This window comes from Pseudomonas sp. A1230 (assembly GCF_044218825.1).
Lineage (GTDB): Bacteria > Pseudomonadota > Gammaproteobacteria > Pseudomonadales > Pseudomonadaceae > Aquipseudomonas > Aquipseudomonas iridis.
This window is the reverse complement of sequence record NZ_CP162582.1, coordinates 2,571,179-2,590,557: the sequence shown is the minus strand read 5'-3', so window position 1 is coordinate 2,590,557 and position 19,379 is coordinate 2,571,179. Positions and strand designations below refer to the sequence as shown.

18 protein-coding genes are annotated in these 19,379 nt (G+C 59.9%); 9 read left to right on the top strand and 9 right to left on the bottom strand.

All coding sequences use genetic code 11. The annotated features are described in order from the left end of the window. Positions 1-52: 52 nt before the first annotated feature. Positions 53-1,555: an aldehyde dehydrogenase family protein gene (locus AB4P97_RS12200; protein ID WP_395602739.1), complete on the top strand. Its 1,503-nt coding sequence runs from the start codon at positions 53-55 to the stop codon at positions 1,553-1,555. Between the two features lie 93 nt (positions 1,556-1,648). Here the strand turns inward: AB4P97_RS12200 and AB4P97_RS12195 are convergent, their stop codons facing one another. Together AB4P97_RS12195 and cynS are read right to left on the bottom strand one after the other, a co-directional pair. Further along, positions 1,649-2,302: a carbonic anhydrase gene (locus tag AB4P97_RS12195; protein ID WP_115147428.1), complete on the bottom strand. Its 654-nt coding sequence runs from the start codon at positions 2,300-2,302 to the stop codon at positions 1,649-1,651. A gap of 60 nt (positions 2,303-2,362) precedes the next feature. Beyond that, positions 2,363-2,830, bottom strand: a complete 468-nt coding sequence (gene cynS / locus AB4P97_RS12190) for a cyanase (protein ID WP_395602738.1) — start codon at positions 2,828-2,830, stop codon at positions 2,363-2,365. Between the two features lie 121 nt (positions 2,831-2,951). On the opposite strand from cynS, the gene cynR reads away from it, so the two are divergent. Beyond that, positions 2,952-3,839 (top strand): transcriptional regulator CynR, encoded by an 888-nt coding sequence (cynR, locus tag AB4P97_RS12185; protein WP_395602737.1) that lies wholly within the window; start codon positions 2,952-2,954, stop codon positions 3,837-3,839. Positions 3,840-4,068: 229 nt separating this feature from the next. Here cynR and AB4P97_RS12180 read toward each other — a convergent pair whose 3' ends face one another. The 3 genes from AB4P97_RS12180 to AB4P97_RS12170 all read right to left on the bottom strand — a co-directional run bounded on the left by AB4P97_RS12180 (position 4,069) and on the right by AB4P97_RS12170 (position 7,406). Continuing rightward, on the bottom strand, positions 4,069-4,398 hold the full coding sequence (locus tag AB4P97_RS12180; protein WP_042559618.1) for a hypothetical protein: 330 nt from the start codon (positions 4,396-4,398) through the stop codon (positions 4,069-4,071). Between the two features lie 509 nt (positions 4,399-4,907). Continuing rightward, positions 4,908-5,411, bottom strand: coding sequence for a GNAT family N-acetyltransferase (locus AB4P97_RS12175; RefSeq protein ID WP_395602736.1), 504 nt, complete (start codon positions 5,409-5,411; stop codon positions 4,908-4,910). Between the two features lie 48 nt (positions 5,412-5,459). After that, positions 5,460-7,406, bottom strand: coding sequence for a DNA topoisomerase III (locus AB4P97_RS12170; protein WP_395602735.1), 1,947 nt, complete (start codon positions 7,404-7,406; stop codon positions 5,460-5,462). A 278-nt stretch (positions 7,407-7,684) separates the two neighbouring features. Between AB4P97_RS12170 and AB4P97_RS12165 the strand changes: the two genes are divergently transcribed. Both AB4P97_RS12165 and AB4P97_RS12160 read left to right on the top strand, forming a co-directional pair. After that, positions 7,685-9,091: a serralysin family metalloprotease gene (locus AB4P97_RS12165; RefSeq protein WP_395602734.1), complete on the top strand. Its 1,407-nt coding sequence runs from the start codon at positions 7,685-7,687 to the stop codon at positions 9,089-9,091. A 186-nt stretch (positions 9,092-9,277) separates the two neighbouring features. Next, positions 9,278-9,646: a DUF427 domain-containing protein gene (locus tag AB4P97_RS12160; RefSeq protein WP_042559614.1), complete on the top strand. Its 369-nt coding sequence runs from the start codon at positions 9,278-9,280 to the stop codon at positions 9,644-9,646. Between the two features lie 55 nt (positions 9,647-9,701). On the opposite strand, the gene AB4P97_RS12155 is transcribed toward AB4P97_RS12160, so the two are convergent. Further along, positions 9,702-11,324 carry an MFS transporter gene (locus AB4P97_RS12155; RefSeq protein WP_395602733.1) on the bottom strand — a complete coding sequence of 541 codons (1,623 nt, stop codon included), beginning with the start codon at positions 11,322-11,324 and terminating at the stop codon, positions 9,702-9,704. Positions 11,325-11,500: 176 nt separating this feature from the next. After that, a complete protein-coding gene (locus AB4P97_RS12150; protein WP_395602732.1) occupies positions 11,501-13,147 on the bottom strand; it encodes a GMC family oxidoreductase in 1,647 nt (548 codons plus the stop codon). A gap of 132 nt (positions 13,148-13,279) precedes the next feature. On the opposite strand from AB4P97_RS12150, the gene AB4P97_RS12145 reads away from it, so the two are divergent. The 5 genes from AB4P97_RS12145 (at position 13,280) to AB4P97_RS12125 (ending at position 17,330) form a co-directional block, all read left to right on the top strand. Next, the gene (locus AB4P97_RS12145; RefSeq protein ID WP_042559611.1) at positions 13,280-14,164 is read left to right on the top strand and encodes a LysR family transcriptional regulator; all 885 of its coding nucleotides are present in this window, start codon (positions 13,280-13,282) and stop codon (positions 14,162-14,164) included. A 208-nt stretch (positions 14,165-14,372) separates the two neighbouring features. Further along, entirely contained in the window at positions 14,373-14,720 is a 348-nt protein-coding gene (locus AB4P97_RS12140; RefSeq protein ID WP_395602731.1) for a metalloregulator ArsR/SmtB family transcription factor, read from the top strand. Between the two features lie 26 nt (positions 14,721-14,746). Then, the gene (locus tag AB4P97_RS12135) at positions 14,747-15,217 is read left to right on the top strand and encodes an arsenate reductase ArsC (protein ID WP_395602730.1); all 471 of its coding nucleotides are present in this window, start codon (positions 14,747-14,749) and stop codon (positions 15,215-15,217) included. Between the two features lie 12 nt (positions 15,218-15,229). Then, positions 15,230-15,928, top strand: coding sequence for an arsenical resistance protein ArsH (gene arsH, locus AB4P97_RS12130; RefSeq protein WP_210623646.1), 699 nt, complete (start codon positions 15,230-15,232; stop codon positions 15,926-15,928). A gap of 142 nt (positions 15,929-16,070) precedes the next feature. Then, on the top strand, positions 16,071-17,330 hold the full coding sequence (locus AB4P97_RS12125; RefSeq protein ID WP_200611586.1) for an MFS transporter: 1,260 nt from the start codon (positions 16,071-16,073) through the stop codon (positions 17,328-17,330). A 14-nt stretch (positions 17,331-17,344) separates the two neighbouring features. On the opposite strand, the gene AB4P97_RS12120 is transcribed toward AB4P97_RS12125, so the two are convergent. Both AB4P97_RS12120 and AB4P97_RS12115 read right to left on the bottom strand, forming a co-directional pair. Further along, entirely contained in the window at positions 17,345-18,715 is a 1,371-nt protein-coding gene (locus tag AB4P97_RS12120; RefSeq protein WP_261737017.1) for an ATP-binding protein, read from the bottom strand. Next, complete coding sequence (locus tag AB4P97_RS12115; RefSeq protein ID WP_042559606.1) at positions 18,712-19,374, bottom strand: response regulator; 663 nt, start codon at positions 19,372-19,374, stop codon at positions 18,712-18,714. Before AB4P97_RS12115 ends, AB4P97_RS12120 begins: the two co-directional genes overlap by 4 nt. Between the last annotated feature and the right edge of the window lie 5 nt (positions 19,375-19,379).

Sequence of the window (19,379 nt, the reverse complement as noted above, 5' to 3'; positions counted from 1 at the left end):
GCGAAGAATCCTATACATTTTCCGACCGCCCTCTGCATGGTGAATCCGCTTCATGTCTCTTGCGCTCGAACGTTTAGTCGCTGGCACGCCGATCCCTTTCGCTGGTAACCGCGTCACTGTGGTCAGCCCCGAACTGGCTGCGCGTTTTCAGCCCGGTGACCACCTTTTGGTGGAGCAGGTGAGTGGCGAGTTATTGCTGATTCCGGTGGTGGATCAACAAGCGGCTTCTGTTGCGATCGAGCGCGCGGCTGCGGCGTTTAGCGCATTGTCGGCGGTGTCGGACGAGGCGATCAGCCAATTCTTCGATCTGTTCGCGCAACGTCTGGAAACCGCCGAATGCTGGGCGCAGATCGAAGCCGCCAACCTCACCGATATCGAGCGTGCCAAGGCTCGCGGGCGCTCCACTACACGGCTGCTCGCCGATGAGCGCATGCGCCGCGACATGATTGCCGGTCTGCAGGCCTGGCGTGATGCGCCGCCGACGCGCGGCAAAGTCATCAGCAGCGTCGAGCACGACGGCTGGAAGGTCGAGCAAGTGGTTTCGCCGCTGGGCATTGTCGCGTTTGTCTTCGAAGGTCGCCCGAATGTATTTGCCGATGCTGCCGGGGTTCTGCGCACCGGCAACACTGCGGTGCTGCGCATTGGCAGTGATGCGTTGGGCACGGCGCAAGCCATCGTCACTCACGCTTTGAATCCGGCGCTGACGGCGGCGGGTCTTCCGGCCGGGGCTGTGTCGTTGGTGGAGAGCGTCAATCACGCAGCCGGTTGGGCGATGTTTGCCGATCGGCGCCTGTCGCTGGCGGTGGCTCGCGGATCGGGACGTGCGGTCAGTCAGTTGGGCAGTATTGCGCAGCAGGCGGGCACTGCGGTCAGCCTGCATGGCACCGGCGGTGCGTGGTTGATTGCCGATCGAGACGCTGACGCTCAGCGCTTCGCGGCAGTGGTGCGCAACTCGCTGGATCGCAAGGTCTGCAACACCCTGAATGTCTGCCTGATTCAGCGCGAACGTGCTGCTGAACTAGTGCCGCTGTTCCTTGATGCGTTGCAACAGGCCGGCAACGCACGCGGGCAGGGCTGCAAGTTGCACATCGTCGAAGGCAGTGAAAACTGCCTGCCGACCGAATGGCAGAGCGCGACGGTGCAGGTTTATCGCGCCGAGGGTTATCAGACTGAAGCGCTGGCCGAACCACTGGCGGAATCTGCGTTGGGTCGCGAGTGGGAATGGGAGGAAACGCCGGAAGTCAGCCTGATGATCGTTGAAGATCTGGATCAGGCGATTGCGCTGTTCAACCGTTATAGCCCGCAATTCACCGTGTCGCTGATCAGTGAAAGTGCCCAGGTTCAGGAGCGTTTTTACAACGCAGTCAACGCACCGTTCGTGGGCAACGGCATCACCCGTTGGGTCGATGGTCAATACGCCCTGAACAAGCCGGAACTGGGGCTTTCGAACTGGGAGAGCGGGCGGTTGTTTGCGCGCAGTGCGATCCTTTCGGGGGATGGCGTATTTACTGTTCGCAGTCGCATGACTCAAACGGATCTCACCGTAAAACGCTGAACGACATACCTTGTGTAGGAGCTGCCGCAGGCTGCGATCTTTAAAGGCCAGATCAAACGATCGCAGCCTTCTGCAGCTCCTACAGGCGTCTATTCAGGCAGCGGCTTTTGCTTGAACTGCGCAAACTGCCGGTTGCTCGGCCAGCGGTACAAAGGTGCGGCGGTCCGAGGACAACGCATCAATCGAGCCGGTCTCGATGTCGTACACCCAGCCATGCAAATTCAGCAGGCCTTTCTCCTGCGCCAGGCGCACACTCGGATGGGTCTGGATATTCGCCAGTTGCGCGATCACGTTTTCGCGCACCATCGAACTCAATTTCGCCGCGTCACTGGCATGCGGCCGCGCCTCATTCACCACTTTCGCCGACTCGGCATGCTGCAGCCAACCGCTGACGGCGGGCAGGTGATCCATGCATTTGCACTGGGCAATCGCCGTCATCGCACCGCAGTCAGAATGGCCGCAGATCACAATGTCGGTGACGCCGAGCACCGCCACGGCGTATTCCACCGTCGCCGAAACCCCACCCGGATGCGGGCTGTAGGACGGCACGATATTGCCGGCATTGCGGATCACAAACAGTTCGCCGGGTTCTTGCTGGGTCAGCAGTTCCGGCACGACACGGCTGTCGGAACAGGTGATGAATAATGTGCCGGGCTGTTGGGTGGTCGCCAGGTGTTTGAACAGTTCGGTGCGTTGCGGGAAGGCTTCGTTCTGGAACTTCAGGAAACCGTCGATCAGGGCTTTCATGTGCATGTCCTCTTCAATGGAGATCGGTGGGCCCGCACGCGAGGTGCGGGCCGGGGCGCATCAGAACGGGCGCAGGGGCAGGAACTTGCCGTCGAGGGTGACCACGGCGCGGGAACCGCCTTCCGGGTCTTCGACTTTCTTGATATCCAGTTTGAAGTTGATCGCGCTGATGATGCCGTCGCCGAATTGCTCATGAACCAGGGCTTTGAGGGTGGTGCCGTAGATCTGGATCATCTCGTGGAAACGGTAGATGGTCGGATCGGTCGGCACACCGCTGAGGCTGCCGCGCAACGGGATGATCTGCATCGCCGATACATCGGCTGCATCCAGCTCAAGTTTGTCGCCGACGACTTGGGCAGCGTTTTCCGGCAGTGGGTGCTGGCCGAGCAGGGCGGCGGTGACGAACGCCAGGCTCAGGCCGGTGCCGTCGGTGAGATCCTGCCACGACAGATCTTTGCGTGCCTTGGCGTCGAGAATGCGGGTGGTCAGGGCCAGGCTGGTGTCGTTGTAGGCGTGGGACTGTTGCATGGTGTCACTCCTTTCAGGGGTTGGCTTGCTGTGTGGGATTGATCTTCTGCCGATTGGCCCATAGCGTCCAAGATCCATATACAATGCTTTGCATAAGTCCTGCCTATAGATGGTCTGCCCGATGCTGTTAAGACATTTGCGTTATCTGCTCGCCGTTGCCGATCACGGCGGCTTCACCCGCGCTGCTGAAGCGCTGCATGTCTCGCAGCCGACGCTGTCGCAACAGATTCGCCAGCTCGAGGAAACCCTGGGGGTGAACCTGTTTGATCGCACCTCACGATCGGTCAAGCCGACCGATGCCGGCGAGGCCTATATCGAATGCGCGCGGCGGGTGCTGGTGGAGTTGGAGGCGGGCAAGCGGGCGCTGCATGACGTGAAGGATCTGTCGCGTGGCACCTTGCGTCTGGCCATGACGCCGACGTTCATGGCGTATCTGGTCGGGCCGCTGGTGCGCGACTACATGGCGCGATTTCCGGGGATTCATCTGGAAATTTTCGAGTTGTCGATGGATGACATTGAGGCGGGTCTGGCGGATGACTCGCTGGATATCGCCATTGCCTTCACCCCGGTGCGCAATGCGGATATTGAGTGTATTCCGGCGTTCACCGAAGCTTTGGGAATCATGGTCGGGCGCGAGCACCCGTTGTACGACAGCACGTTGAGGCTGACACCGGATGACATCGCACAGCTGGATTTTGCCTTGCTGGCGCCGGACTACATCACGCGCTTATCGGTGGATGAGTATTTCCGTCAGCACGGCATCGCGCCCAAGGTGCGTATTGAAGTGAATTCGGTCAGTACGCTGCTGGAGGTGGTGCGCCATTCGCCGATTGCGACGATGTTGCCGGAGGCGATTGCGACTGAGGATCGCGCTTTGCGCAGGCTGCGGGTAGAAAGCGAAGCGCCGCAGCGGGGGGCGGCGTTGTTGCGTCGCAGGAATAATTATCACAGTGCGGCGGCGGTGGCGTTTGTGGAACTGGTGTTGAGCATGGGAAGCCCCTCCCCCTAAACCTCTCCCGGAGGGAGAGGGGACTGACCGAGGTGTTGGTGGCTAATGCAGCGATCTGAAATATTGAAGTTTGTATATCGCAAGCACGCTCGAGATCGGCACCCTCTCCCTTCGGGAGAGGGCTGGGGAGAGGGGATAGATTTAACTAACACCACAAAGCTTACGCCATACACAAAAAAGGGCCTGCTCCATCGCTGGAAGCAGGCCCTCTTGTTATTTAAGTTGTAAATCAGCAGAACCGATCAATCACCCGAACTTCATTCTTGTTCTGCATCGAGTCCCACGCTTGTTTCAGCGTCTGCAGAACATTACCGATGAAGTCCTTGTCGGCCGCGGCTTTTTTGCCGACATAACCTTGGCCGCGGCGGTACATCTTCAGGCGGGCCAGCAGGTTCTGATTGTTGCGGTCGAACTCTTCTTCGCCAGCGTGTGGCGCCAGGCAGTCGATATGCACTTGGCCCGATTTGCTGATCCACAGAATATGGCTGTCGAGGCTGTCTTTTTGCGCAGCGAACATACGAGCCAGTTCTTCGATAGTAGGTTGATTGTTCAGATTCATGATTTTGCCCCTTGACCAGTTTGGTGATCTTTCTAAGTTGATTCGCTAATACAGGTAGCCCATCGGTTAGTTGATCCCTGGCACCGAAACCAGGACGTCAGCGGTCGCCCGTTTGAAATACGGGGTCGTGCATCTGTTGCATGTAGTCGTGTTGAATAACTGCTACGCGATAGCGTCACAACGAGGAGAAGCAGCGAAAACCGGGAGGCCCTTGTCGACGTTTTCAGGGTCGACCACAAGCGTCTTGAGAATTTTCGCCAGCGCTTCTCGTCCTTGTACTGGACGTTCAGGCCAGGTCAGCTTCTTCAATCTGCCTTGTGGGCAGCGTGTATCCGGAAAAAACAACTCGGCGGTCAGACGAGTTTGCTCAAGCGTGTTACCCGTGTTCCCGATCGGGGAACGTCTTCATCATGCAAAAGCAAAACGACGCCGTCAACGGTTTTGTAGTGATTATTTTTGAGCACTACATATTGTCGGACAAAGCTGTTTTGGAATGAGAACGGATCCGTTCAGGCAACGGAAACGGGGCTGCGCAGGGTGTAGAAGGTGCACGGGTAACCGTCTACATCGCGGTGGCTCAAGGTGAATTCGACGCCGTCCAATTCCGGCATCAGCCTGGCCCAGAAGCGTTGTGCAGGCAGGTTGGCGTCGATATGGAAAATCTGCCACCGACCGGGGATTTGGCTCAAGAGGGCAGAGACGACAAACTGCGCGACGCCTTGGCCACGCATGCGCCGGGTGACGAAGAAGTAGCCGATATTGAATTCGGCGCCGTCGATGTGGGTTTCTTCATCCACCGTGATGAAGCCGGCGAGTTCGCCATCGACGCGGATCAGAAAGGGTCGGGTGGCCGGATGGCGCCAGTAAGCGTCTTTTGGCTGGAGGGCGAAGAAGCCATGCCCGGCGAGCTTCAGCGGTAGCCATTCGCTGAAGTCGTACATGTAGAACTGCATCAGGTTTTCGATGATTTGCAGTTCGTCACGCTGGGCGGGGTGGAGTTCGATGTCAGGCATGCTTTGGGTTCCTGAGGGTGATGAACCTTTCAGGAACAGTAGCGCGTTTTACTTTTTGGCTGCCGGTTTCGCCGTGCGTTTGGTTGTGCCGGTTGATTTGCTTCGCGTCGATTTGCGGTTGTTCTTCCACGGCGTAGCAGCCTTGCCGGCAGGCGGTGGGCCGCTGATGGTCAGGCTCAGGCCGGAACAGCGAGTCACCTGCTTGCTCATCCACGCCGCTTGCTTGGTGACGAATTCTTCCAGACTCATCTCACCGCTCTGCACCATGTCCAGCGCCTGCTCCCAGATCGCCGTGGTGCCGGGGTCGGCAATCGCTCGGGGTACGGCGTCGATCAGACTGAACGCCGCCGGTGTTGCCGCAAGTGCCTTGCCGTTTTTCACCAGATAACCGCGATCGAGCAAACCCTGAATGATCGATGCACGGGTGGCTTCGGTGCCGATGCCGGTCGTGTCCTTGAGCTTTTGTTTGAGCAGCGGATCTTCCACCAGTTTGGCAACGTTTTTCATCGCCTTGATCAGATCGCCTTCGGTGTAGGGCTTGGGTGGCTGCGTCCACAAATCCTTGAGCTTCACATCAGCAACGGCGCAATCGATACCCTGGCCAAGCGTCGGCAAGGTCTGCGGTGCCGGCGCTTCACGGCCCTTGGTCGGTGCCAGTGCCTCGGGCAGTGCGCGCTTCCAGCCCGGTTCGATGATCTGTTTGCCGACGGCACGCAACGCTTCACCGGCGCAATCGAAATCAGCCTGGGTGCGGTCGTATTCATGGTTGGGTAGAAACTGCGCCAGGTACCGCGCGCGGATGAGTGTGTAAACCGCGCGGTGCTTGCCCGTCAGGCGTTCAAGGTTCTTCGCCGCAGCGGTCGGGATGATGCCGTGGTGCGCGGTGACTTTGCTGTCGTTCCACGCCCGGGAGCGACGTTGCGGCTCTAGAAAGCCTTGCAGCGCTTCGAGACTCGGGTCGGCCTGACGCAGTGCCGCGAGAATCCCCGGTGCCTCACCGTGCTGGCTCAGCGGCAGAAAACCGCAATCGCTGCGCGGATAAGTGACGACTTTGTAGGTTTCGTAGAGTGCTTGGGCGATGTCGAGGGTTTCCTGCGCACCGAGGCCGAGTTTTTTCGAGCAGACTTCCTGCAACGTACCGAGGTCGAAAGGCAGGGGCGCCACTTCACGCATGCGCTCGGTGCGTAGCTTGACGACCCGAGCAGTGGCGGCGCTGGCGATCGCGGCGGCTGCTTGTTGCGCGAGTGCCTGATTCAAACAACGATCCTGATCGTCACAGACGTCCGACGGCGCGCGCCATTGCGCGGTGAACGGCGTGCCGTTGTGCAGCAGTTGCACGTCGATCGCCCAAAACGGCACCGGCACGAAGTCGGCGATGCTGCGATCGCGATCCACCACCAGGCGCAATGTCGGTGTCTGTACTCGACCGACCGGCAACACACCTTGATAGCCCGACTGCCGACCGAGCAGGGTGAACAGGCGGCTCATGTTCATGCCGATCAGCCAATCCGCCCGGGAGCGACCCAGTGCCGAGTGATACAGGCTGAACGTCTCGGCACCTGGCTTCAACGCGGCCAAGGCCTTGCGAATCGACGCCTCGTCCAGTGCCGACAGCCACAAGCGGCGGATCGGCCCGCGATAGCGGCAATGCTCGACCAGTTCCCGGGCAATCATCTCGCCCTCACGGTCGGCATCGGTGGCGATGATCAGTTCGCTGGCCTCGCCGAGCAGGCGTTTGACGGCTTTGTACTGACTGGCGGTTCGCGGCTTGACGGTCATTTTCCATTTGTCCGGAATGATCGGCAGATCCGCCAGTACCCAGCGCTTGTAGCGTGCGTCGTAGGCGTCTGGCGGAGCGGTTTCCAGCAAATGGCCGATGCACCAGGTCACCGTGACGTCTGTTCCCAGCCAGCAGCCGTCGCCCCGGCGCTTGGCACCGAGTACGGCCGCAATGTCTTTGGCCTGGGAAGGTTTTTCACAGAGGTACAGCCGCATAACTACCACGTCGATCAATGTCCGAAGAGGTGCACAGAATGGCCGCACTTACGCCCAGGGGCAACTTTTATCTGTATGGATATACAGATAAAAAGGATTGCCGGAAATGACGGGCATTCCGGGGACGGGGCAAGCACTATCGAAAAATCGATTAGCGCCCTGTCTGTGCCTGTGTCAGGTTTTTTGGCGATTCAACCACGCGAGTGACAGGACGATCTCGCCAGAAGATCGCCGCGGTCTGTCGGAAACTGACTACTCTGAAACAAGGAAGTCCATCCATGGCTCAAGCCAAATCCAAAACCAGCAGCGCCTACGACCAAATCGACACCTTCAGTCATCTGTACGACCGTGGCGTCGGGCTGATCAATGGCAAACCCTCGTTCACTGCTGATCAAGCTGCTGACGAAATCCTGCGCAAAGGCATGTCGTGGGGCGATAAAAACGCTGACGGCAAGATCGACCTCAGCTACACCTTTCTGACCGAAAAACCTGCGAACTACAATCCGAAGCTTGGCAATTTCGGCGAATTCAGTGCCCAGCAGAAAGCTCAGGCCGTGCTGGCCATGCAGTCCTGGGCCGACGTCGCCAATGTCACGTTCACCGAAGGCAAGGGCGGCGAGGGCCACATGACGTTCGGCAATTATGACGTCAGCACCGGTGGTGCCGCGTTCGCTTACCTGCCGAGTGGCGGCAGCTATGACGGCCAATCGTGGTATCTGATCAACAATCAGTACCAGGTCAACAAGACGCCGGATAACGGCAACTATGGTCGCCAGACCTTGACCCACGAAATCGGTCACACCCTCGGCCTGTCGCACCCCGGCGGCTACAACGCCGGTAATGGCAACCCGACCTACGGCGACGCTAAATACGCCGAAGACACCCGCGGCTACAGCCTGATGAGCTACTGGAGTGAAACCAACACCGAGCAGGACTTCAGCAAGGATGGCAGCGGTGCCTACGCTTCTGCGCCGTTAATGGACGACATTGTTGCCGTGCAGAAACTGTATGGCGCCAACTATGAGACCCGCGCCGATAACACCACGTACGGTTTCTACTCCAACACCGGGCGTGATTTTTACAGCGCGACATCGGCGTCGTCGAAGCTGGTGTTTTCGGTGTGGGACGGTGGCGGCGACGACACGCTGAACTTCTCCGGTTTCACCCAGAACCAGAAAATCAATCTCAATGAGGGCTCGTTCTCCGATGTCGGAGGATTGGTGGGCAACGTTTCGATCGCTTACGGCGTGACGGTGGAAAACGCCGTCGGCGGTTCGGGCAATGACCTGTTGATCGGCAACGCAAAGGCGAACTCTCTGTTTGGCGGTGCCGGCGACGACATCCTATACGGTGGCGGTGGTGGCGATACGCTGTTAGGCGGAGAGGGTGCAGACACTTTCGTGTTCGGGGCTGCCAGTGATTCGACCAATAACCAGCCGGACTGGATCATGGATTTCAAAAGCGGCCTGGACAAGATCGACCTCTCGGGGATCGCCGAGTTTGCAAGTGGCGCCGCCACGTTGAATTTTGTCAGCAGTTTCACCGGCCATGCGGGCGATGCAATCCTGACTTACCAAGCGCAGCACGGTCAGACCGGACTTCTGGTTGACTTGACCGGGCAGGGGCAGGTCGATTTTGCTGTGGGCATGGTGGGGCAGGCGGTGATGACGGATATTGTTGCTTGATCTGAAATAAAACGGGCCAGTCCCGAACTTGTGGCGAGGGCGCTTGCTCCCGCTCGGCGGCGAAGCCGTCGCAAACTCAGAAATCGCGTTATACCTGACACACTGCGATTACTGATTTTGGGGCCGCTACGCTGCCCAGCGTGAGTGAGCTCCCTCGCCACAGTTCATTTGTCCTTGGAGAAACCTATGAAAAGCTCCGGCCCCAGCCCCGTCATCTCCCTCGAACAACTTACAGGTTGCCTGCTGGTGAAGTTCCACGGCATCCAGGTCGCCGCGTCCTCCCACGTGCTGGTACTGAACGAAGCCAACTATCCGCCCGTGTACTACGTTCCCCGCGAAGACATCGACGAAAAGTACTTCGCCCGCACCGACCACACCAGTTACTGCCCGTACAAGGGTGACGCCAATTACTTCAGCCTGCAGGTGCCGGGGCATGAGGGGGCGAATGCGGTGTGGACTTACGAGAATCCAAAAGTCTCGGTGGCGCCGATCCGCGACTATGTGGCGTTTTATCCGGATCAGGTGAAGTTTGAGGTGATCAAGGCTGATGCCTGAAAAGAGGGTGGCGAGAGAGCAAGCGCTCTCGCCACCGATGGTGCTGGCGTTAACTTCAGTTCTTGTCCAGATCGATATTCTTCGTCTCCCGCAAAAAGATCAGCCCCACCACCAGGCTCACCCCGGTAATCAACACCGGGTACCACAGGCCATAAAAAATATCCCCGGTGTACACCACCAGCGCGAACGATACCGTTGGCAGAAATCCGCCAAACCAGCCGTTGCCAATGTGGTACGGCAGCGACATCGAGGTGTAGCGGATGCGGGTCGGGAACAGTTCGACCATCAGCGCCGCGAGCGGGCCGTAGCACATGGCGGAGATGATGATCAGCGCTACGATCAGGGCGACGATCATCGGTTTGTTGGTCTGCTGCACATCGGCTTGTTGCGGGTAGCCGGCGAGGGTGATTGCGCCGCGCAAGGCAGATTCATCGAAGCCGTCGATTCTCACGTCGCCAACACTGACCTGTACGGCGCTGCCGGCCGGTGCGGCGGCGCTGGAGTAGGGCAGGCCTTGTTTGACCAGGAAGGTTTTGACTTTGTCGCACGGGCTGTCAAATTTCGCCTTGCCCACCGGGTCGAACTGGAAGGTGCATGTTGCAGGGTCGGCCAGCACCGTAATCGGCGCCTGACGGCTGGCCTGATCGATCGCCGGGTTGGCGTAATGCGCGAGGGATTTGAAAATCGGGAAGTACAGCACCGTCGCCAGCAGCAGGCCGAGCATCAGTACCGGCTTGCGTCCGACCTTGTCCGACAGCCAGCCAAAGAAAATGAAGAACGGCGCGCCGATCACCACGCTGATAATCAGCAGGGTGTTGGCCAGCGCCGGATCCATTTTCAGAAACTGGGTGAGGAAGAACAGCACATAGAACTGCGCCGCGTAGAAGGTCACCGCTTGCCCGGCGTTGATGCTGAACAGCGCGATCAGCACGACTTTGAGGTTTTCCCATTTGCCGAAGGATTCGCGGATCGGCGCCTTCGAGGTTTTGCCTTCCTCTTTCATCTTCAGATAGGCCGGCGACTCGTGCAGGCTCAGGCGAATCCAGGTGGAAATGGCCAGCAGCACAATCGACAGCAGGAACGGAATCCGCCAGCCCCACACTTCAAACTGATCGCCAGTGAAATAACGGCAACCGAGCACCACTAGCAGCGACAGCAGCAGGCCGAGGGTCGCGGTGGACTGAATCCAGCTGGTATGGAATCCGCGTTTGCCCATCGGCGCGTGTTCGGCCACGTAGGTTGCGGCGCCGCCGTACTCGCCACCGAGTGCCAGGCCCTGAAGCATGCGCAGCACCACCAGAATGATCGGCGCGGCGATGCCGATGCTGGCGTAGGTCGGCAACAGCCCGACACAGAACGTCGCCACGCCCATCAAAATGATGGTCGCGAGGAAGGTGTATTTACGCCCGATCATGTCCCCCAATCGACCGAACACCAGTGCCCCGAACGGCCGCACGATGAATCCGGCGGCAAACGCCATCAGCGCAAAGATGAACGCCGTGGTGTCGTTGACTCCGGCGAAAAACTGCTTGCTGATCACCGCCGCGAGGGCGCCATAGAGGAAAAAGTCATACCACTCGAACACCGTTCCCAGTGATGAAGCGAAGATGACTTTGCGTGTATCCGGGCTGGTTTGCGCGCTGTAGGCGGCGTCCAGCGGCTGAGCGTGTTCTGACATATCGGTATCCCTCACAGTGATTGTTTTTGTTGTTCCACTGGTGTTGCCTGTCCGGGTGATGCTTGATGCCTTGAATTAACGCGGCTCCCTGTAGGAGCTGCCGAAGGCTGCGATCTTTTGAACTTGCTTTTGACCTTGAAAAAATAAAGTCAAAAGATCGCAGCCTGCGGCAGCTCCTACAGGGTTTGGGCCAGTTCCGAAGTTGGTGTGTAGATCCTGGTCGGTGGGTTGAGGATCAGCTGCGCGGCCTTCTCGGCAATCATCAGCGTAGGCGAGCAGGTGTTGCCCGAGATGATCCTCGGCATGATCGAGGCGTCGGCAATGCGCAAACCGGGCACGCCGTGGACGCGCAACTGCGCATCGACCACCGCCTCGCCGTCATTGCCCATGCGGCAGGTGCCGACCGGATGGAAAATCGTCGTGCCGATCCGCGCCGCCGCTTCGTGCAGTTGCTCTTCGCTTTGCAGGCTGTCGCCCGGCAAATACTCGACCGGTTTGAACGCTTGCAGGGCACGGGCGCTGACGATACGTCGGGTCAGGCGGATGGCGTCGGCGGCCACGCGCAGGTCTTCGGGGTGGCTCAGATAATTGGGTTGAATCAGCGGCGCCTCTTGCGGATTCGCCGAGCGAATGTCGATGCGGCCACGGCTCTGCGGACGCAAATCGCACACCGACGCGGTGAAGGCCGGGAAGCTGTGCAACGGCTCGCCAAAGCGCTCCAGCGACAGCGGCTGCACGTGGTATTCAAGATTTGCCGACGTCTGCTCCGGCCCCGAGCGGGCAAATGCGCCCAACTGACTCGGCGCCATCGACAACGGCCCGCTGCGGTCGTACAGATAACGCAGGCCCATGCCCATCTTGCCCCACACACTGCCGGCGATCTGGTTGAGGGTGCGGGCGTTTTCCAGTTTGTAGATCAGGCGCAGTTGCAGGTGATCCTGCAGATTGCCGCCAACCCCCGGCAACTCATGAATCACGCCAATGCCGAGGCGTTTCAGTAATGGTCGCGGGCCAATCCCGGAGCGCTGCAGAATGCTCGGCGAGCCGACCGAACCGGCGCACAACACGATCTCCTTGCGCGCCTTGAAGCGTTTCACCTGACCTTCATGACGCGCACTGACAGAAGAGGCGCGACCGTCCTTGAGCAAAACACGATCAACCTCAACCCCGGTCAGCACCGTCAGATTCGCCCGGTCACGTATCGGTTTGAGAAAGGCTTTGGCCGCGTTCCAGCGCACGCCGGCCTTCTGATTGACCTGAAAGTAGCCGCAACCCTCGTTTTCGCCCTGATTGAAGTCCTCAACAGAGGCAATCCCACTTTGTTCAGCGGCGCTGCGAAAGGCATCCAGAATCGGCCACGACAAGCGCTGTTGTTCGACCCGCCATTCGCCCTTGGCACCGTGAAATTCAGCGCTGCCGGCAAAGTGGTTTTCGCTCTGCTTGAACAGCGGCAGCACGTCGTTCCAGGCCCAGCCCGGATTGCCTTCCGCCGCCCAGCCGTCGTAGTCGTTGGCCTGGCCGCGCATGTAGATCATGCCGTTGATGGAAGAACAGCCGCCAAGCACTTTTCCGCGCGGATAGCTCAGGCTGCGACCTTGCAGACCGGGTTGCACTTCAGTCTTGAAGCACCAATCGGTGCGCGGGTTGCCGATGCAGAACAGGTAGCCAACGGGGATGTGAATCCAGGCATAGTTGTCGCGTCCGCCGGCTTCGAGCAGCAACACGCGCTGCTGTGGATCAGCAGACAGCCGATTGGCCAGCAAACACCCGGCGGGACCTGCGCCGACCACGATGTAATCGTATTCATCGAGGGAAGTCTGCATTCCCTGACCTCGCTTTTTGTTTTTATTGTCGGACACTCTAGTTGTTAGCTTTCGTTAAAAGAATGTTAGTTTTTGCGCAGCTGCTGTGCGTTTTCGAACAGCCTTGATGACCCTCGCTGACAAGGACACGCCATGTTCGACTGGAACGACCTGCGGTTTTTTCTCGAACTGCAACGCAGCGGACGCTTGCTCACCGCGGCCCGCCGTCTGAACACCACCCACGCTACGGTCGCCCGTCACATCGAGGCCATCGAAAAAAGCCTTGGCACTGCGCTGTTCGTTCAGCACGCCCAAGGCTATGAAATGACCCCGGCCGGGGAGGCGCTGCTAAAGCACGCCGAAGCCATGGAAAACGTCGCGTTGCTGGCCCAGGAAGAAATCACCCAGTCCACTGCGCCACTGGGCAAGATTCGCGTCGGTGTCACCGAAGGTCTCGGCGTCAAGTTCCTCGCCAGTCGCATGATCGGTCTGTTCGAGCGTTACCCGGGCCTGGAAGTGGAGCTGGTCGCGGTGCCGCGCTTCGTCAGCATCCTCAATCGCGAGGCGGAAATCAGCATTCATCTGGAGCGCCCGGCGGCGGACATGCTGGTCACCCGCAAACTCACCGACTACCGCCTCGCGCTTTATGCCAGCCAAAGCTATCTCGACAACGCGCCGCCATTGCACAGCCGCGAAGACCTCGGGCGGCATGCGTGGATTGGCTATGTGGATGATTTGCTGTTCAGTCAGGAGCTGATGTTCCTCAACAGCTTCTGCCGCAGCCCTCGCGTGGTTTTCCATAGCACCAGCGTCATCGCTCAGCAGGAAGCGGCGCGTTCGGGGTTGGGCATCGCCGTGTTGCCGTGCTACATGGCGGCCCCCGACCCGGACCTGGTGCCATTGCTGCCGGATGAGAGCATCGAGCGCAGTTACTGGATCAGCACGCGAAGGGAATTGCACAAGTCGGTGCGGTTGCGGGTGGTTTGGGATTATGTGGTGGGGTTGTGTGAGGCGGAGCAGGGGTTGTTGCTCGGATAGTTTTGCCAGCATCAAACCCTGTGGGAGCGGGCTTGCCCGCGATGGCGGACTGACATTCGACATCGGCTTTGCCTGACTCACCGCTATCGCTGGCAAGCCAGCTCCCACAGGGGGCATCGGTGTTTGTGGGTCAGGTGGGATCATTCCAGGGTTGATTAATATATGGATATCCGTATATTCGAATTTCCATATGTACGAAGCCTATCCCATGATCACGCCCACCGATGTCTTCAAAAGCCTGGCTGACGAGACCCGCGTCCGCGCCACCCTGTTGATTGCTGATCAGGGTGAGTTGTGTGTTTGCGAGCTGATGTGCGCCCTCGACGACAGTCAGCCAAAGATCAGCCGTCACCTGGCGCAACTGCGTAGCAACGGTCTTCTGCTCGATCGCCGTCAGGGGCAATGGGTTTATTACCGCCTCAATCCGGACCTGCCGGATTGGGTGCACGAGATCCTGCAAGTGACGTGCAAAGCCAATGCCGATTGGCTCAAGGACAACGCCTCGCGTTTGCATAAGATGGATGGACGTCCTGTCCGCGAAGCGGCGTGCTGCTAAATCATTAATATCTGCTGGAGCGACCCATGCGAATCCTGTTCATGTGCACGGCCAATAGCTGTCGCAGCATCCTCAGTGAAGCGATGTTCAACCAACTGGCGCCCTCGGGATTCGAGGCGCTGAGTTCCGGAAGTTTCCCCAAAGGCCAGGTCTTGCCGCGCAGTCTCTTGACTTTGCAGCAGGCCGGCATTGCCACCGATGGCTTGTACAGCAAGGGTAACGACGCCTTCGAAAGCAACCCGCCGGACATCGTCATCACCGTCTGCGACAAGGCTGCCGGTGAAACCTGCCCGGTGTACTTCGGCCCGGCACTGAAGGCCCATTGGGGGCTGGAAGATCCGTCCGAAGTAACGGGCGACGAAGCGGCGATCGACGCTGCTTTCCGCGCCACGTTGGCGCGCATCGAGCAACGCTGCAAAGCCTTCCTCGAACTGCCCTTCAACCGCCTCAGCCGCGACGAACTCAAACTCGAACTCGACCGAGTCGGTACGCTTTAAGGAGGCATGACAATGTCAGACCACTTGCCCAATCTTGATCCAACTCTGTTCGAAGGCTTGCCAGCCTCCGCCTCGGGCGAGCACAAACCACGCATCCTGTTGCTCTACGGATCGACCCGTGAGCGCTCGTTCAGTCGCTTGCTGGTAGAGGAGGCCGCGCGCCTGCTCGAGCACTTTGGCGCCGAGACGCGCATCTTCAATCCGTCCGGTTTGCCACTGCCCGACGACGTCCCGGTCGACCATCCGAAAGTGCAGGAATTGCGTGAACTGGTGTTGTGGTCGGAAGGCCAGGTCTGGTGCTCGCCGGAACGCCATGGCGCGATGTCGGCGGTGTTCAAGGCGCAGATCGACTGGGTTCCGCTGGAGCTTGGCGCGGTTCGCCCGACTCAGGGCAAAACCCTGGCAGTGATGCAGGTTTGCGGCGGCTCGCAGTCGTTCAACGTGGTCAATCAACTGCGCGTGCTGGGTCGCTGGATGCGCATGTTCACCATCCCCAACCAATCTTCGGTGCCGAAGGCCTGGATGGAGTTCGACGAAGCGGGGCGGATGAAACCGTCGCCGTATTACGACCGGGTCGTCGATGTGATGGAGGAACTGGTGAAGTTCACCGTGTTGCTGCGCGACCGCCAGGACTTTCTGGTTGATCGCTATTCGGAGCGCAAGGAAAGCGCCGAGCAACTGATGGCGCGGGTCAATCAGCGCTCGATTTGACCGCGAACCTGGCCCGCCCGGTATTTGCCGGGCGGGTTTTTTCATGTCCGTCGGGCGGTGAAACTAAAACATCTGGCCAGGGGTCACTCAATCTGCGGAGGTCAATTCAACCCGAACGACCTCGACCCTCGAAGACGCTGCCGTGGCCACACACCTGGATCGCCGAAACAACCTGTCGTTGGACAGCCTGAATTTCTTCCTTGCCGACGTACGCGACGGCCTCGGTCCCTATCTGGCGATTTACCTGCTGGCGGTTCACCACTGGGACCCGGCCAGCATCGGCCTGGTAATGACCATCGCCGGGATCGCCGCGCTGATCACCCAGACACCGGCGGGCGCCCTGGTCGACAACACACGCTACAAGCGGGCATTGATCGCGATTGCCGCGCTGCTGGTCACCGGCAGTTGCCTGCTGCTGCCGTTCGTTGCGTCATTCAGTCTGGTGACCTTGACTCAAGCCCTCAGCGCCGTCGCTGCGTCGATCTTCGCGCCGGCCATCTCGGCGATCACCTTAGGCATTACCGGGCCACGCGCCTTCACCCGACGCACCGGCCGCAACGAAACGTTCAACCACGCGGGCAACGCCTGCGCCGCCTTGTTGGCCGGATTGTTTGCCTACCTGTTCGGCCCGGTGGCGGTGTTTTACCTGATGGCGGTGATGGCGTTGGCCAGCATTATCGCGGTCGCCTTTGTCTCGCCGGCGGCCATTGACCATGACCTGGCACGGGGCCTGGATCCCGGCGGTGCCGGGCATGGCGCGCAGCCCTCGGGGTTCTCGGTGTTGCTCAAGAACAGACCGCTGCTGATGTTCGCCGTGTGCTGCGCGTTGTTCCACCTGGCGAACGCGGCCATGCTGCCGCTGGTGAGTCAGAAACTGGCACAGGCCAATCTGCAGATGGCCACGCCGCTGACCTCGGCGTGCATCGTCGCCGCGCAACTGGTGATGGTGCCGGTCGCCTTGCTGGTCGGGGCCAAGGCCGATGTCTGGGGGCGCAAGCCGTTGCTGCTTGCCGGGTTCCTGATTCTGCCGTTGCGCGGCGTACTTTACGTGCTGTCCAACGACCCTTGGTGGCTGGTTTCAGTGCAATTGCTCGATGGCATCGGCGCCGGGGTTTTTGGCGCGCTGTTTCCGGTGGTGGTGAAAGACCTGACCCTCGGCACCGGCCACTTCAATATCAGCCTGGGTGCGTTGTCGACGGTCTTCGGCCTGGGCGCAGCCTTGAGCAATGGTCTGGCCGGATTCGTGGTGCAGGCCGCCGGCTACAGCGCTGCATTCCTGACCCTGGCGGCTGTGGCTGCAGCGGCGCTGATGCTGTTGTGGCTGACTGTGCCGGAAACGTTGCCGCGCTCGACTGTGCAGGATGATCTGCAGGAAATGCCCCCGCCGCTAATCGTGCCGTGAACCTGGCAACCGGGTCATTGGCCGTCAGGAATCGACAGCGTCGCGTGTAACCCACCTTCTTGCCGATTGACCAGGGTAATGCGTCCGCCCAAGCGGGTAGCAATGGTGTTGACGATGGTCAGCCCCAATCCCGCGCCCTGTGCATTGCCCCGGCTGTAGAAGCGTTCGAACAGCCGGGCGCGATCCGCCTCATCGATTCCCGGCCCCTGATCGTCGACGCTCAAATGACAGAAGCCGTCGGCTCGGGTCAGCGTCACGGTGATGATGCCGTGCTCCGGGGAGAAGTTGGCGGCGTTGGTGATCAGGTTGTTCAACGCGATGTCGAGGGCGGCGGCGCTGGCCATGACGTGGAACGGTTCGGCGCTGTCCTCGAAGGTCAGTTCCAGCTGTTTGCTTAACAGCCACGGCGTCAGTTGCACCAGGCTGTTGCGCACGGTTTCGCTGAGGTCGATGCGTTGCAGCGGCGGCGGGTCGGATTTCGGTTCGAGGCGTGCCATGGTCAGCAACTGGTTGACCAGACGGCTGGTGCGGTCGACGCCGGAGATCAGAAATTCCAGGGATTCGCGGCGCTCCTGCTCGGTGCCGGCCTCCAGCAGGTTTTGCGCATGCACGCGCAGCACCGCCAGCGGAGTGCGCATTTCGTGGGCGGCGTCAGCGATGAAACGGCGTTCGCGGCCGAGCACTTCCTGAATCTGCGCGAGCATGCGGTTGAGGGCTGCTTGCATCGGCTCCAGTTCGCTGGGTAGCGGCGTGAGTTGCAGTGGCTCCAGCGAACCACTGTGGCGGGCGCGCAGGGTGGCGGCCATGTTCGCCAGTGGCTTGAGTCCCCAGCCGATAGCGAGCCAGATCATCGCCGCCAGAATCAGGCTGCCGAGCATGTTCGGCCACAGCGTATGCCGCACGATGCGGTCGACCAGATCGGCGCGCACATCATCGCGCTCGCCAACCCAGATGCGCAGGCCGTTCTGCTTGTCTTCCAGCATGAACGCCCGCCATTGCCTGCCTCTCAAATCCACCACGTCGCTGAAGCCCGGTCGGGTCGGCGGTGCGGTGAAGGAGGGTGCGCTGGCGGTGTGTACCAGCACTTCACCTTTGGGGTTCCATACCTGAAAGGCGATCTTGCTTTCGTAAGGATGGCCATCGACCCGTGGCTTGGCTTCGCCCAGGGCCTGATTGAACGCTTGATACAACTGCGCGTGTTCGGTACTCGCCATCGGCATGCGCATCACGCCTTGCAACAGACGCGCGTTCTGCGCCAGTTGAGCATCGTAGACTTCAGCGATTTCGTGGTTGCTGTCATGCACATTGAACGTGCTGAGCACTGCCAGGCCGGCCAGCAGCAGGCCGATGATCAGCGTCAGCGTGCGGCGCCGGATTGAAGTCATCGACGCTCCTCCACCAGATAACCCACGCCACGGATGGTGCGGATCAGGTCGGTGGAGAACTTTTTGCGCAGGTGATGGATGTGCACTTCCAGAGTGTTGCTTTCGGCTTCCTCGTTCCAGCCGTAGAGCAACTGAATCAGTTGATCGCGGGTCATCACCCGACCTGGCGGCGAGAGCAATTCGTGCAGCAACTGATATTCCTTGGGGGTAAGCGCCACAGGTTGGCCCTGATAACTGACCTGCTGGGTACCGGGGTTGAGGCTGATGCCGGCGTGTTCGATCAGTGCCTGAGCGCGCCCGGCACTGCGCCGCAACAGAGCGCGCAATCGCGCCTTGAGTTCAGCCAGATCGAACGGTTTGACCAGATAATCGTCGGCCCCGGCATCGAGCCCGGCGATGCGGTCTTCGGTGGCATCGCGGGCCGTAAGAATCAGTACCGGCAGATTCGAACCGCTGTCTCGCAAACGGCGCAGCACTTCGAGGCCGTCCATGCGCGGCAGACCGAGATCGAGTACCGCCAGGTCGAAGGTTTCACTGAGCAGTGCATGCAACGCACTGCTGCCGTCCTTGAGCCAGTCGACGGTGTAACCCTCACGCCCCAGCGCCTGATGAATGCCTTCACCGAGCGCGACGTCATCCTCAATCAGTAATAAACGCACGCGCA

What these genes read in the sequence shown, in the direction of transcription:
- AB4P97_RS12200 (WP_395602739.1), top strand. Translation starts at nt 53, where the DNA reads ATGTCTCTTGCGCTCGAACGTTTAGTCGCTGGCACGCCGATCCCTTTC.
- AB4P97_RS12195 (WP_115147428.1), bottom strand. Translation starts at nt 2,302, where the DNA reads ATGAAAGCCCTGATCGACGGTTTCCTGAAGTTCCAGAACGAAGCCTTC.
- cynS (WP_395602738.1), bottom strand. Translation starts at nt 2,830, where the DNA reads ATGCAACAGTCCCACGCCTACAACGACACCAGCCTGGCCCTGACCACC.
- cynR (WP_395602737.1), top strand. Translation starts at nt 2,952, where the DNA reads ATGCTGTTAAGACATTTGCGTTATCTGCTCGCCGTTGCCGATCACGGC.
- AB4P97_RS12180 (WP_042559618.1), bottom strand. Translation starts at nt 4,398, where the DNA reads ATGAATCTGAACAATCAACCTACTATCGAAGAACTGGCTCGTATGTTC.
- AB4P97_RS12175 (WP_395602736.1), bottom strand. Translation starts at nt 5,411, where the DNA reads ATGCCTGACATCGAACTCCACCCCGCCCAGCGTGACGAACTGCAAATC.
- AB4P97_RS12170 (WP_395602735.1), bottom strand. Translation starts at nt 7,406, where the DNA reads ATGCGGCTGTACCTCTGTGAAAAACCTTCCCAGGCCAAAGACATTGCG.
- AB4P97_RS12165 (WP_395602734.1), top strand. Translation starts at nt 7,685, where the DNA reads ATGGCTCAAGCCAAATCCAAAACCAGCAGCGCCTACGACCAAATCGAC.
- AB4P97_RS12160 (WP_042559614.1), top strand. Translation starts at nt 9,278, where the DNA reads ATGAAAAGCTCCGGCCCCAGCCCCGTCATCTCCCTCGAACAACTTACA.
- AB4P97_RS12155 (WP_395602733.1), bottom strand. Translation starts at nt 11,324, where the DNA reads ATGTCAGAACACGCTCAGCCGCTGGACGCCGCCTACAGCGCGCAAACC.
- AB4P97_RS12150 (WP_395602732.1), bottom strand. Translation starts at nt 13,147, where the DNA reads ATGCAGACTTCCCTCGATGAATACGATTACATCGTGGTCGGCGCAGGT.
- AB4P97_RS12145 (WP_042559611.1), top strand. Translation starts at nt 13,280, where the DNA reads ATGTTCGACTGGAACGACCTGCGGTTTTTTCTCGAACTGCAACGCAGC.
- AB4P97_RS12140 (WP_395602731.1), top strand. Translation starts at nt 14,373, where the DNA reads ATGATCACGCCCACCGATGTCTTCAAAAGCCTGGCTGACGAGACCCGC.
- AB4P97_RS12135 (WP_395602730.1), top strand. Translation starts at nt 14,747, where the DNA reads ATGCGAATCCTGTTCATGTGCACGGCCAATAGCTGTCGCAGCATCCTC.
- arsH (WP_210623646.1), top strand. Translation starts at nt 15,230, where the DNA reads ATGTCAGACCACTTGCCCAATCTTGATCCAACTCTGTTCGAAGGCTTG.
- AB4P97_RS12120 (WP_261737017.1), bottom strand. Translation starts at nt 18,715, where the DNA reads ATGACTTCAATCCGGCGCCGCACGCTGACGCTGATCATCGGCCTGCTG.